The organism is Enterococcus sp. GC34, from assembly GCF_040886645.1.
Lineage (GTDB): Bacteria > Bacillota > Bacilli > Lactobacillales > Enterococcaceae > Enterococcus > Enterococcus faecalis.
Map to the genome: position 1 here is coordinate 206613 of NZ_JBFOEF010000004.1, position 14315 is coordinate 220927.

Here is a 14315-nt window from a genome sequence, read left to right on the forward strand (position 1 = left end):
TGCTTTTTTTATTTGTTTAAAAAATATGAGGGGGCAACAACATGAAATTGGGGAAAAAAGTAGTAGGTTTGATTGCAACAGGGTTTCTTTTAGCCGCATGTGGCGGAACCAAAGAAGCGGCAGAGAAAGTAGATTCGGGAAATTTAGCAGCTGAACAAAAAATCAGTATTAGTTCACCTGCACCAATCTCAACATTGGATACAACACAAACAACAGATAAAAATACCTTTACAATGGCGCAACATTTATTTGAAGGCCTGTATCGGTTTGATGATGATAGTGCCACGGTGCCAGCTCTAGCTAAAGATGTCAAGATTAGTGACGATGGGCGCAAGTACCACTTTACCTTACGGGAAGGGATTAAGTGGAGCAACGGCGAGCCAATCACGGCCCAAGATTTTGTTTATTCTTGGAAAAAACTGGTGACACCAGCGACGATTGGACCGAATGCCTATTTACTAGATAGTGTTAAAAATAGTTTTGAAATACGCAACGGTGAAAAGTCAGTCGATGAATTAGGGATTTCAGCCCCTAATGACAAAGAATTCATTGTTGAATTAAAACAGGCTCAACCTTCCTTCTTAGCAGTCGTTTCGATTGCATGGTTAGCGCCACAAAATCAAAAATTTGTCGAAGCGCAAGGCAAAGATTACGCCTTGGATAGTGAACATTTACTTTATAGCGGGCCATTTACGCTAGCCAATTGGGATGCGACTTCAGATACTTGGACATTGAAAAAAAATCCAGAATACTATGATGCGGATCAAGTGAAACTGGCAGAAGTTGCGGTTAGCACAATCAAAGAAGATAATACTGGGATTAACTTATATCAAGCGAATGAACTAGACTTAGTTCGCATTAACGGCCAATATGTTCAACAATATCAAGAGGATCCAGGTTATGTCAGTCATCCAGATGTGGCCAACTACTTCTTAGATTTCAACAAAAAAGAAGGAACGCCATTAGCGAATGTTCATTTACGAAAAGCGATTGGCCAAGCAATTGATAAAGAAGCCTTAACACAAAGTGTCTTAAATGATGGGTCAAAACCGCTTAACGGATTGATTCCAAGTAAACTTTATGCGAACCCAGAAACAGATGAAGATTTCCGAGCTTACAGTGGCGAATATTTGAAAAATGACATCAAAAAAGCTCAAGCTGAATGGACGAAAGCCCAAGCGGATGTCGGTAAAAAAGTGAAACTTTCCTTGCTGGCGGCAGATACAGATCAAGGAAAACGAATTGCTGAATATGTTCAAAGTCAGTTACAAGAAAATCTGCCAGGTTTAGAAATTACCATTTCATCGCAACCAAGTAATAATGTGAACCAATCACGACGTGAAAAAAATTATGAGTTGTCTCTTTCAGGATGGATTGCCGGCAGTAGTGAATTAGACTCTTACTTTAACTTATATGCGGGAGAATCAAGTTACAATTATGGCAATTATCATAATGCCAAATACGACCAACTAGTAGAAGATGCGCGAACGATTAATGCCAATAATCCAGAGAAACAGTTTGCAGAATACAAAGAAGCGGAAGACATCTTGTTGAACCAAGATGCTGCCCAAGTACCGCTGTATCAAAGTGCCTCAAATTATCTAATCAATCCTAAATTGAAAGGCATTAGTTATCACTTGTATGGGGATTATTTCCACTTGCGCAATGCCTATTTAACAGAATGATTCAGGAAGAAGGAGTAAAAAATGGAAAAATTAGTCGAACGATTTTTAACTTACGTGAAAGTTAACACCCGTTCAGATGCCAACAGTCAAACCACACCGACGACGGTCGGTCAAGTGGTTTTAGCCAAAATGATTGAAACAGAACTTCATGAATTAGGTTTGGCCGATGTGCATTATAACGAACAAAACGGTTTTTTAACGGCACGGTTGCCTGGTAACCAACCTGCAGCGAAGAGCATCGGCTTGATTGCACATCTGGATACGGCGGATTTTTCAGCAGAAAATATCCGTCCCCAAGTCATCACTAATTATGATGGTCAAGATGTCCTTTTGAATCAAGAACAAGGCATCGTTTTATCAGTTGCTGAATTTCCCAATTTAAAAGAATATCAAGGGGAAACGTTGATTACTACAGACGGAACCACACTTTTGGGAGCAGATGACAAAGCGGGAATTGTCGAGATTTTAGCTGCTGTTGAGTATTTTTTGGCACATCCAGAAGTAGCGCGGGGGGATGTTTGGCTCGCCTTCGGTCCAGATGAAGAAATTGGACGCGGGGCCGATCAATTTGATGCGCCGAACTTCCCAGTCGCTTTTGCATATACAATCGACAGTGGCCGCGTGGGGCATTTCGAGTATGAAACGTTTAACGCTGCGCAAGCTGTGATAACAATTGAGGGAACCAGTGTCCATCCGGGAACGGCCTATGGTTCGTTAGTAAATGCCATTAAATTAGGCGAACAACTTGATCAATCACTGCCGCAAAAGGAAGTACCAGAACAAACACGTGGAAATGAAGGATTTTATTTACTCAATAAATTTACAGGAAGTATTGAAAAAGCAGAACTTGTCTATATCATTCGGGATCATGATCAAGAAAACTTTCAAGCGAGAAAGCAATTTTTGGAAAAACAAGTCCAACGTTTAAATGCGCTGGCGGATAAACCCAGACTAACAATTACTTTCCAAGACCAATACTATAATATGAAGGAAATCATCGAAAAAGATTGGACGCCTGTAGAATTGGCCGTCCAAGCAATGGAAAGTTGTGACATTGAACCAATCATCACACCATTTCGTGGCGGGACAGATGGTTCTAAGATTTCTTTCATGGGCATTCCCACGCCTAATCTATTTACAGGCGGCGAGAATTTTCACGGGCAATATGAATTTATTACCGTTGAATCAATGGCCAAAGCTGTTCAAACAATCATTGCCATCATTCGCCTAAACGCTAATTAAAGAAACACGCAAGGAAAATGCCGATTTTCCTTGCGTGTTTCGCTGTTTTTCTGTAAAGTATGTAGAAAAGTAGGGAGTTTTGCTCATGAATTATCCATTGATTTTTGCAGAAAACCAACGAATTGAAACCGAACGCTTGATTTTAAGACCTGTCACATTAGCCGATGCAGAAGATATGTACGAATATGCTTCAGATGAGGAAACGACGCGTTTTGTGTTTCCTAAAAATGAAACCAAAGAAGAAACAAGAGCCAGTATTGCGAAATATTTTATGGGGGAACCTTTAGGAAAATATGGGATTGAAGTGAAAGAAACAGGTAAAATGATTGGCACGATTGATTTGCGGGTCAATGAAACCAATAATATTGGAGAATTAGGCTATGTCTTGAACCGTGCCTTTTGGGGCAATGGCTACATGCCTGAAGCCGCGACGGCGTTAATTGAACTGGGTTTTGCAAAAATGAAACTCATGAGAATCTTTGCTTTACATGATCAAGACAATCCAGCTTCTGGTCGTGTCATGGAGAAAATTGGTTTTACCTACGAAGGAACACTGCCCAATGCCCGAATTAGTAAAGGGAAAATTGTCACAGAGGTTTACCGTGGGATGACACTGGAAACATGGCAAAACCGACAAAAATAGAAGCGGAAGACAAGTTGAGAGAGGAATTAGAGAAATGTTGATGTTTACAGAAAAAGAATTCGCAGCCTTTGAAGTTGCTGGATTAGATGAACGAATGGCGGCTATCCGTGCGCAAATTCAACCGATTTTTCAAGAATTAGACACGTATTTTGCCGAACAACTAGCGCCTGAACTAGGAACGGAGTTGTTTGTCCATATTGCGCAACATCGCCGTCGCACCGTGTATCCACCAGAAAATACTTGGTCCGCACTCAGTCCGAATAAGCGCGGCTATAAAATGCAGCCGCATTTTCAATTAGGCATTTGGGGCGACTATGTGTTTATGTGGTTGTCATTTATTGATAATCCTAAAAATGAAAAGCAGATTGCGCAAGCCTTTTTAGAGAATCAGCAATTATTCCAAGCATTACCAGAAGATACGTATGTTTCTTTGGATCACACGGTTCCTCAGATTACTCCGTTGACGGAGACGGATTTAGAAAAAGCCTTAACTCGTTTTAGAGATGTAAAAAAAGGGGAATTTGAAATCGGGCGCATCATTCCCAAAGATAGTGCTTTATGGCAAAGCCCTGAAAAAGCACGCGCTTATATGTTGGCAACCTACCAACAACTCCTGCCATTGTACCAATTGGCTGTTGCCCAATAAGAGAAACAGACAGTTATTTTTTTGCGTTGGTGTTATTTTATTTAATTGTACAAGCGTCAAAAATGAGAAAAGCTCACAATGTTAGTATTCAACACTAACATTGTGAGCTTTTCTGGTGTTTGGCTAGCAAAAATTTAAGAAATTAAAGGCGTTTTCTAAAGAATGAACGTGTTTTGACAATCATTTTCAAAGGATATCTTTAAATAACGAAGCGGGAAAGGCTTGCTATATAAGAGACTTGTGAAAAATAGGATTGTCAAATGGAAAATAATGGTGTTTTGAAAAGCTGTTTCTTTGTTATCATGGAGGTATAAAAAAAGGTTCTTTGAGCATGAGGAAATAAAAGCTCAAAGCTGTTGTTGATTTAAAGGAGGTTTTTAAATGAAAAAAAAGCGTTATTTAGTACTTGCGTGCCTACTATTTTCCCCTAGTTTTTTTATAAATGCTGAAGCGTCTGAAGGTGGTTCTAGTTCGGTGGGGATTGAATTTTACAAAAAGGCACCCCCGAAAGTAGCTCCGAAAGAAGAGCCCTCACCGAAAACAGACGCGCCAATTCCTAAGGGGCAAGTATCGGGACAGACGAGAACTAATCAAGCCGGTGTGGTAGGCGGTCAAGGTACCCCTACCACTGGCGACAAACAACTACCGCGTACAGGAAGTAAGAGTCAGGCCAATCTTAGCATACTTGGCTTCATCGTACTTGGCCTTGTCGGAATTGTACATAGAAAGAAGGGGCAGCATGAAACAGATCAAGTTTAAACACTTAGCAACATTGGGACTATGTTGTTCGTTATTAGTCAATTCCTTCACGGGGGTGACAGCTGTGGCGGAAACCGTGACGATTGAAAGTAGTCCGACAACGGAAAGTACGAATGAGAGTGCAGAAGAAAGAACTCAAGAAAGCATACGACCGGAGGAAAAAACATTAGAGCCAAGCAATAACGAAGCAAAAGAGGAAAAACAAGAAGAAGCAACTGCGGTGCAGGAACAGAAACAAGCAGAAAATTTAGATAAACAAGTTATTACTGAACCTATGAACCCTTACAGTTCAGTCTTTCAAGTAGATAATCAGAGAGCTTTATCGACGGTAAGCTTTCCTGCAAGAAGTTTTCAAATTTATTTTGTTGATGAGGGAGGAGGGATTATTGATCCTTCAATGGTTACGATGAGTGCCCAATCTCAAGTTCATAGCCTTACGAGACCAAATGGCGCAAATACTCCAATTGTAGTTGGCCCTAAGAGATGGACAAATTTAATTTTTACTAATGTTTCAAATAGTAAAAGGTTTTCAATACCAAGTTATACCACTCAATATAATAGTGCTGTTGAAACGAATGAATATCTTAGAACTTTCTATGGAGTAGCTAATATAAAAATAACGATACCTAAGAAATATGAAAAAATCGATTATTTACCAAGTAGTTATTATAAAGGCTCTTCTTATCCAATTCCTGTTAATAGAAGTTATAATATGGCAACTGGAGCGCTAACTGGAGTTGTTTCTGCTGAATATTTTAATTTATTACCAGATACTCAGTCTTATACGTATAAGGAGTATAGAACTAGTGCTGATGGTAGCGGACTTTCTGCGGGATATTATGATGGAGATACTTTTCAGACGCGTTTATTTGGAACCACGGACACTATGTATTATTATCTGACCAATCGTCGTGTTACTGAAAACTTTGTTGATGTTAGTGGAGCTAAGATAACTCCGCCAACAGGTTTTACACAAGGGAACCAAAAAGTCGTTGATACTGACAACTTCACCTACACTAGTTCGAAATCCTTACCAGATACTTACCAAGCTAACGGCAAGACCTACAAGTTCAAAGGCTGGTACAAAGGCACTGACAAAACAGCCCTGAAAACCACGAAAACACCAAGTTACGCTGTCACTTACGATGACCAAGACGACATGACAGCGGTCTACGAGGATTTAGGTGAGACGACAACTTTACCAGCACAAACGTTTAAATTTAGTTTTGTTGATGAGCAAGGAAATTTAGTCAATCCAAGTAAAATTTCTTTAAAAGGGAAAATTCAAGAATACGTAACAGATGAAACACCAAAAATTTTCGGGGAAATTACTGGTAAAGATAATGGCATGGTAAAAGAATACACGATTCCTGAGAAAATATTCTATGGCGTGACTGATACACGTTTCAGTTTTTATGGAGCAAAAACCTCAGTGTTTACGATTCCAAAGTACTATAAATCGTTAGCGAAAAACCCAGGAACGTATTATTCTAAAACGGCCAAAGTTTATCCGGTGGCTAGTATTCGCAGAAAGAATTTTATCACCGATGTTTTAGAGACTGAGCTACCTAATGATTCGAAATATCGAGATTTATTCGCTTTGACAGACCCTACCCAGTTCATATTGGGCGAAACACAATATAATGTTAGTCCAACGAAAACAACATTTACCGCTTTAGGGATGGCATTTATGAGACCTGCGGAGGGGATTGTAGTGATTTCTAAAGATGATAGTACTATCTATTATTATCTAGAAAACCGCCGTGTCACCGAAAACTTCGTTGACGCCACGGGGGCTGAAATCACGCCACCAACAGGCTTTACCCAAGGCAACAAAATAGTGATTGATAGTGAGAACTTCACATACACCAGTGCCAAAGCCTTGCCAGACACCTACACAGCAGGCGGCAAAACTTACAAGTTCAAAGGCTGGTACAAAGGGACTGACAAAACCGCCTTGAAAACTACGAAAACACCAAGTTATGCCGTGACTTACGATGACAAAGACGACATGACAGCGGTCTACGAAGAAGTGGCAATGGTCACATTACCAGGCTATACGTATCAATTTGGTTTTGTTGGCGAGTCAGGTCAATTAATTGATCCCGCAAAAATTGGTTTAACTTATGATATGTGGGCGTATGAAGATAAAAAAGAAACGTTTACTGAGAAGTCTGTTAAAGCTAGCGATAATGGTAACTTGAAAGAAATGAAAATTGAGGATCGTTCAGTGGTAAAACCAACCGCCGAAACAGCGGGGCAAGATACTATTTATAGTCCAGTTAATCTTCAATTTACCTTGCCTAAATATTATCAAAAGGTGACACCAAGTGATGGGAAAAATCTGAATTATCCAGTTCCGCAAATGATTCAAAATTCTACAGGGCGTGAAGAAAACTTACCAGTAACCGAAGCAACATTTGCTTTGAAAGAGTTACAACCGTACACCTATGGAATGAAAAATTTATATACTAATTCATTAACACCTAATACACCATATCCAATCCCGTTTAGACGGTATACGAAATGGGCTGGTGGAACAGTACCTGTTAATATAATGTATTCAAAAATTAGTCCAATCTATTATATGTTAGAAAATCGCCGCGTTACCGAAAACTTTGTTGATGCCACGGGCGCTAAAATCACGCCGCCAACAGGCTTTACCCAAGGGAACAAAGTAGTGATTGATAGTGAGAACTTCACGTACACCAGTGCCAAAGCTTTGCCAGCCACCTACACAGTAGGGGACAAAAACTACAAGTTTAAAGGGTGGTACAAAGGTACTGATAAAACAGCCCTGAAAACCACGAAAACACCAAGTTACGCCGTGACTTACGATAACAAAGATGACATGACAGCGGTCTATGAAGAAGTGCAAGAAACCACTGTTCACCCTGGCTTCTACGCGGAGTTTGTCGATGAACAAGGCAAAGCATTCACGAATCCACTTACGCTTTCTGGAAACTATACAGAATTTCTCAGAAAAAATGCTACTAGTCCCTTTGAAGCGACGGGTTCGCTTTACCCAATGGTGGGAAGTAAAGAGGCAACTGTTGCTAATCGCTATAAGATAGAAACCAAGCAAAACGTCTTGATTCCTAATAATTATGAGCTTTTACCTGATCCAGCAACAGGTATTTTAAATAGAGGTTTTGCGTTAAATAACTTTGGTATTACGAATGAATTGAAGTACGTGGACAAAGTGGAAGCAACAACGAAAACCATTACGTTGTACGACTACGATACGATTAGTGACATTGGCACCAACCTTCTGTCAGATGCAGCAACGACTAGTTTAAATAGTTTTGAAACAACGCTTAACAAGGAAACGAACAATACTTTTTCTGTTAAGGCCAAGTGGGGCCAGTCAGGATTAACAAGAGACATCCTGCCTAATCTGTTATTTTTAACCAGTGCAAATTCCAAACCAAGACTATTTGGTTTTGATGGAACTAGTGACTACAAGCAAACGATAAACTATAAAATTACACGAAAACAAGTCACTGAAAATTTTGTCGATGCGACGGGGGCTAAAATTACGCCACCAACAGGCTTTACGCAGGGCAAACAAACACCAATGACTAGCAACAGCTTCACCTACACGAGTGCCAACGCCTTACCAGATAAGTACACGGCCGGAGGCAAAGCGTATCAGTTCAAAGGTTGGTACAAAGGCACCGACCAAACAGCGTTGAAAACCACGAAAACGCCAAGTTATGCCGTGACTTATGATGACAAGGATGACATGACGGCAGTCTATGAAGAGGTCCAACCAACGGCAGAAATGACTGTTAGTCGGTTACTAGAAGTGATTCCCAATGAAGCGTCTATGGTTTGGACAGTTAGACTAAAAAACACCAGTGAAGTTCCGTTGACCAATGTTAAACTAGCACCAACGGCCAAATGGGCGGCAGGTATTTCGGCGCCGACTCAATTAGCTGTTCGCATTGGTAGTACACCAAACAAAATTATTCCAGTGACGGCAGAACAATGGCAAGCAGGGGTTAACTTGGATATAGAGATTCCGGTGAACGGTGAAGCCTTAGTGACAGTAGGTACAGCGAAAATCACAGGGGAACCAAGGCAACTTTTAACCGCAGAAATGACAGCTAGTGGGAACTTTTCTGCAGTGACAGCTAGTAACTTTGTGCGTATTCAAGGCGAAGATCAAACGATTACGCCTGCGCCAGTAGAAGAAGGTTTCATTAGTACACCAACGTTTGATTTTGGGAAAATTACGATTAGCAGTAGTGCCAAACAGTACGGTCTGAAAAAAGCAGCCGATTATTATGGGAATGGTACACGTAATCCGTACTTGCGGATAAAGAAAAGCCAACCAAATTGGCAGTTGACAGCACAATTATCACAGCTAAAAGCATCTACCGATAGTTTGCCAACAAGTACGCGCTTATTATTAGGCAATGCGGATGTTGCAGCAATCGAAAACTATAACCAAGTCACAGAATCAACGAATAAAGTGGGGGTTACGAAAGCTTTAACTTTGACGAGTGACGGTACATCTACACCAGTAGTTCTTAATAACCAATTTACAGGTAATGATGTCTACCAATTAGATTTTGATTTTGCTAGCGTGAAATTAGACGTCCCAGCTAATCAAGGGAAAATAAATGAGAAATATCAAGGGACGGTGACATGGAACTTAGTCACTGGACCATAACAAAAATACGTGAATAAAAGCTGAACCGCCCTCAAAAAGTTAGACTTTTTGAGGGCGGTTTAGTATTTTTATGGAAAGCCAATTTTATCTAACGGATAATAACGAAAAGTCAAAACACCTTCCACGCTCGCTTGTTTTACAAAGCCAAAGTAACGACTGTCATCTGAGCGCGGGCGATTATCCCCCAAGACAAAATACATGCCTTCTGGAACGGTCAGGGATTGGGTAGCTTCTAAGGTCTCTAGCGTAAAATCTTGGGTATAATTTTCATTTTTAGAGACATTTCTTTTAGCACTTGCTAAGTAATCTTCACTGAGTGATACACCATTAATATAAAGGGTATCATCGCGATACTCGACTGTTTCGCCAGGTAAACCAATTAAACGTTTGGCTACTCGCTGGCCGTTGCGAGGACTAGGAAAAGCGATAATATCAAAGCGCTGTGGCTTTTTAATCGAAGTCACCCATAAACGGTCGTTGTTATGAAGTGTTGGTTCCATTGAAGAGCCGTTCACCGCAGCAGGGGAGAACACATAGTGTCGAATCAGCAAGACAGCGCCGACTAGCAAAACCAACTGAACCAATCGTTTTAATAATGAGGACATGGACTTCACTCCTTTGTCCTTTTAGTGTACTACAGACAAGGAAAAGAAAAAAGTTTTCCCCTTAAGAAAGGTGTGCTAAAAAACGTTTCATAAAGCGTTGGCGAATTAAAATACCAACATAAGCAGCTGCGACAGCCTTGATGATACCAGGAATAATAAACGGAGCAAACCCGCCAGCGAAAGCGTTTGGCCACGGTAGATTTGCGGAATATTTCAACCAGATCATACCGAAAACTAAGGTAACTAAGGCGCCGGCAATATTTGCGATAATGGCCCAAGTATAGTTAAAGGTTGTTTTTTCTAAAATATAACCAGTTAATAAGCCGTTAAAGATAAAGCCGATTAAATAGCCGCCAGTTGGTCCAAAGAGTACACCGAACCCGCTAGACATCCCAGCGTAAACGGGTAAACCAATTAATCCTAATAAGAAATAAATTAAAATAGCGTAGGTCCCTGTTCGTTTGCCCAAAACGGTAGCGGTTAAGCCGATGGCAAATGTTTGTCCAGTTAAGGGGACAATCCCCAATGGAATTGTAAATTGTGAAAGTACAGCAATAATCACAGCGAACTCTGCTGCTAAAATTAAGGAGCGTAACGATGCTTTATTCATAAGAAGCCTCACTTTCTATTGTTAACCAATTATTTTTATTTGGTTAACAATAGTTTAGCGGAAGTAAACCATTTTGTAAAGAGGGCAAAGAAAAAAACCTTGCCAAGAAAGGCAAGGTTTTGAAAGAAGGTAAGAACCGTAGTTCGACCTTTTGAAATCTTAAAGTTTTTGGTTGTAGTATTCAACGACAAGTGCTTCGTCGATTTCTGGGTAAAGTTCATCACGTTCTGGTAAACGAGTGAAGCTACCTTCTAATTTTTCAGTGTCAAAGCTTACGAATGCTGGACGTCCAACAGTTGCTTCAACTGCTTCTTTAATTGTTGAGATGTTTTGAGATTTTTCACGAACACCGATCACTTGACCAACTTCAACGTGGTATGATGGAATATCAACACGTTTGCCGTCTACAGTGATGTGGCCATGGTTAACTAATTGACGTGCTTGACGACGAGTAGTTGCAAGACCTAAACGGTAAACAACGTTATCTAAGCGTTGTTCTAGTAAAACCATGAAGTTAACACCGTGTTTACCTTCTTTGATTTTGCTTGCTTTAATGAACAACGTACGGAATTGACGTTCGTTCATGCCATACATATGACGTAATTTTTGTTTTTCAGTTAATTGCATTCCGTATTCAGAAACTTTACCACGGCTGTTAGGTCCGTGTTGTCCTGGTTTGTAAGGGCGACGAGCTAGTTCTTTACCAGTACCTGATAAAGAGATACCTAGACGACGAGATACTTTCCATGATGGTCCAGTATAACGAGACATTAAAAATTCCTCCAATAAATAAATGTTTTTTTGGAGTAAAATAATTAGATGAAAAATTCATATTCGTTCAGTTCATTCTTCAACCTTCGCCTTTGCAGCCGCGGTTACGCAGTTGAACCAAGTTTGGCAATGAACTGTTGACGAGTTATTATTCTTCTGCTGCAATTATTTTACACAAAATCTAGTATACTTAATAGGATAGGAAACGTCAAGGTTTTAAAGTGAAATCTGAAAAAAAGGTAGACAAAAACACTTTTCCTCATTAGAATAAGGAGAGATGTTTTGAAAATATAAGTTGAAAACGGAATGAAAGGGAGTTTACAATGAAGTCTGGTTCACCATTGTTTGAACAAATTGATAAATCCATCGACAAGAAAGTGAATTTATTCTCAAACAGCTTTTCCCGCTACGCTGTTCGTGCAATGCTTGCTTGTCTATTTTTAACGTTGGGAACAGCCGTTGCTTTTGCAATCGCAATTAAAGGAGAAGGAATTTCTCATGGTTTAGGGAAAATGCTTTACGCCTTCATGTTCAGTTGGTCACTTGTGATGATTTTATATATGAATGCCGAACTTGGCACCTCGAATATGTTGTACATGACTGTTGGTGTCTATCGTAAAAAAGTCAACTTTTCCTTAGCTGCAAAAATTTTATTTACCTGTATCTTATTCAATTTAATTGGTGGTGTCTTATTTGGTTTCTTGGTATCACTTACGGTGCCGTTCCAAGATTTACCAAAAGATAGTTTCTTCTTTACGTCGATTGCTGGAAAATTAGAAAAAACCACCCTACAGATTTTAGTTGAAGCTATGTTCGCCAATATTGTAGTTAATACAGCCGTATTAGTGAGTATGCGAATGAAAGATGACGCCGGCAAAGTCGCGGCCATTATTTTCATTATCTTTATCTTTGCGTTCCTTGGTTTTGAACACGTGATTGCCAACTTCCCAGCCTTCAGTTTAGCTTACTTTGCTTCAAACGGCGCAATTGAAGCTTTCACAGCTGGTAATGTTGTTCATAATCTGTTCTGGGCCTTTATCGGTAACTTTATCGGTGGTGGCTTAATTATGGGTCTCGGCTATGCCTGGTTAGATAAAGACAACAAAAACTTAACGTATTTTGATTAATTGATCAACCAACTATACTAAAACATGGTACACTGTTTTAGTATAGTTTTTTTTATTATAAGGAGCGAAGGAATGGACACACTTCAATTTCAGAAGAACCCAGAAACAGCAGCAAAAATGTCTGCTTATATGAAACACCAATTTGTTTTTGCAGGCATCCCCGCCCCAGAACGTCAAGCGTTAAGTAAACAACTTTTAAAAGAAAGTCATACGTGGCCAAAGGAAAAATTATGCCAAGAGATTGAGGCTTATTATCAAAAAACAGAACGAGAATATCAGTATGTCGCTATTGATTTAGCTCTTCAAAATGTTCGGAGATTTTCATTAGAAGAGGTCGTAGCGTTTAAAGCCTATGTTCCACAAAAAGCGTGGTGGGATAGTGTGGATGCTTGGCGAAAATTTTTTGGGTCGTGGGTGGCGTTGCATCTGACTGAATTGCCAACGATTTTTGCCCTTTTTTATGGCGCTGAAAATTTCTGGAATCGGCGTGTTGCGCTGAATTTACAGTTGATGTTGAAAGAAAAGACCAATCAGGACCTGTTGAAAAAGGCGATTATTTATGATAGAACTACAGAGGAGTTCTTCATTCAAAAAGCGATTGGCTGGTCATTACGCCAATATAGTAAAACGAATCCGCAATGGGTCGAGGAATTGATGAAAGAATTAGTGTTGAGTCCTTTAGCACAACGAGAAGGCAGTAAATATTTAGCGAAAGCGAGCGAATAAGGAGAAATGATGGAAAGAAAACTTTTTGCATTTGATATTGATGGGACGTTGTTAAATTCGGAGAAGAAAGCATTGGATAGCACGAGAGAAGCGCTAGCAAAATTGCGGGAGCAAGGACACTTAGTTACGCTGGCAACTGGCAGAAGTCGTTATATGGCGCAAGAGGTGATTTGGGATTTAGATTTTACCAATTACGTATTATGTAATGGCGCCGCGGCTTTTGTGGATCATGAGCAATATTATCAAAATTTATTGCATGCTGAAGCGTTGGAACGTTTGGCACAAGATAGTGATCAACGCGGCTTAGGGTTTGCTTGTGTGGGCTTAGATGATATTAAGAAGAGCAACCAGCACCGTGCTGAAAAAATGGAAATTGCGATGAACTCTTTTCATTTTCATTCACCTGCTTATGATGAACACTTTTATCGTCAAAATGATATTTACCAAGCGCTGGCTTTTTATGACGCAGAAGATCAGTGTACGTTTGAAGAAGAATACCCAGAATTCCGCTTTATTCGCTGGCATCAACATAGCGTAGATGTTGTGCCTAAAGATGGCTCAAAATCAGCTACGTTAACGTATTTAGCCAAACGTGTGGGCATTGATGCAAAAAATATCATTGCCTTTGGGGACGGCGAAAATGACCGAGAAATGCTAAGCCATGCAGGGATTGGCGTCGCAATGGGCAATGCGAGTCCTTCCATTCAAAAAGTGGCCACGATGGTCACAGATACCAATGATAATGATGGCATTTGGAAAGCCTTAAAAGAAATGAAGGCCATTTAAAAAAACTGCGCCGTTTGTTTTCAGACAAACGGCGCAG

Annotated in this window: 12 protein-coding genes; 9 read left to right on the plus strand and 3 right to left on the minus strand. The window is 40.1% G+C overall.

The window, feature by feature from the left end:
- Positions 1–41 precede the first annotated feature (41 nt).
- The 6 genes from AB3I72_RS05870 (at position 42) to AB3I72_RS05895 (ending at position 9653) form a co-directional block, all read left to right on the plus strand.
- Positions 42–1685 carry a peptide ABC transporter substrate-binding protein gene (locus AB3I72_RS05870; RefSeq protein ID WP_113793085.1) on the plus strand — a complete coding sequence of 548 codons (1644 nt, stop codon included), beginning with the start codon at positions 42–44 and terminating at the stop codon, positions 1683–1685.
- Between the two features lie 21 nt (positions 1686–1706).
- Positions 1707–2927 (plus strand): peptidase T, encoded by a 1221-nt coding sequence (gene pepT / locus AB3I72_RS05875; RefSeq protein ID WP_002354968.1) that lies wholly within the window; start codon positions 1707–1709, stop codon positions 2925–2927.
- 85 nt (positions 2928–3012) lie between these two features.
- Complete coding sequence (locus tag AB3I72_RS05880; RefSeq protein WP_368023692.1) at positions 3013–3570, plus strand: GNAT family N-acetyltransferase; 558 nt, start codon at positions 3013–3015, stop codon at positions 3568–3570.
- 34 nt (positions 3571–3604) lie between these two features.
- Positions 3605–4216 carry a YktB family protein gene (locus AB3I72_RS05885; RefSeq protein WP_061100893.1) on the plus strand — a complete coding sequence of 204 codons (612 nt, stop codon included), beginning with the start codon at positions 3605–3607 and terminating at the stop codon, positions 4214–4216.
- Positions 4217–4597: 381 nt separating this feature from the next.
- On the plus strand, positions 4598–4975 hold the full coding sequence (locus AB3I72_RS05890; protein WP_061100894.1) for an LPXTG cell wall anchor domain-containing protein: 378 nt from the start codon (positions 4598–4600) through the stop codon (positions 4973–4975).
- Entirely contained in the window at positions 4956–9653 is a 4698-nt protein-coding gene (locus AB3I72_RS05895) for a WxL domain-containing protein (protein ID WP_368023693.1), read from the plus strand. Before AB3I72_RS05890 ends, AB3I72_RS05895 begins: the two co-directional genes overlap by 20 nt.
- 68 nt (positions 9654–9721) lie before the next feature.
- On the opposite strand, the gene lepB is transcribed toward AB3I72_RS05895, so the two are convergent.
- The 3 genes from lepB to rpsD all read right to left on the minus strand — a co-directional run bounded on the left by lepB (position 9722) and on the right by rpsD (position 11639).
- On the minus strand, positions 9722–10258 hold the full coding sequence (gene lepB, locus AB3I72_RS05900) for a signal peptidase I (RefSeq protein WP_010707024.1): 537 nt from the start codon (positions 10256–10258) through the stop codon (positions 9722–9724).
- 61 nt (positions 10259–10319) lie between these two features.
- A complete protein-coding gene (locus AB3I72_RS05905) occupies positions 10320–10868 on the minus strand; it encodes a biotin transporter BioY (protein ID WP_002354975.1) in 549 nt (182 codons plus the stop codon).
- A gap of 159 nt (positions 10869–11027) precedes the next feature.
- Positions 11028–11639: a 30S ribosomal protein S4 gene (rpsD, locus tag AB3I72_RS05910; RefSeq protein WP_002365342.1), complete on the minus strand. Its 612-nt coding sequence runs from the start codon at positions 11637–11639 to the stop codon at positions 11028–11030.
- A gap of 323 nt (positions 11640–11962) precedes the next feature.
- On the opposite strand from rpsD, the gene AB3I72_RS05915 reads away from it, so the two are divergent.
- The 3 genes from AB3I72_RS05915 (at position 11963) to AB3I72_RS05925 (ending at position 14278) form a co-directional block, all read left to right on the plus strand.
- On the plus strand, positions 11963–12766 hold the full coding sequence (locus AB3I72_RS05915; protein WP_002365340.1) for a formate/nitrite transporter family protein: 804 nt from the start codon (positions 11963–11965) through the stop codon (positions 12764–12766).
- Positions 12767–12838: 72 nt separating this feature from the next.
- Positions 12839–13492 (plus strand): DNA alkylation repair protein, encoded by a 654-nt coding sequence (locus AB3I72_RS05920; RefSeq protein ID WP_002354978.1) that lies wholly within the window; start codon positions 12839–12841, stop codon positions 13490–13492.
- Between the two features lie 9 nt (positions 13493–13501).
- Positions 13502–14278 carry an HAD family hydrolase gene (locus AB3I72_RS05925; protein WP_002361040.1) on the plus strand — a complete coding sequence of 259 codons (777 nt, stop codon included), beginning with the start codon at positions 13502–13504 and terminating at the stop codon, positions 14276–14278.
- Positions 14279–14315: the final 37 nt, after the last annotated feature.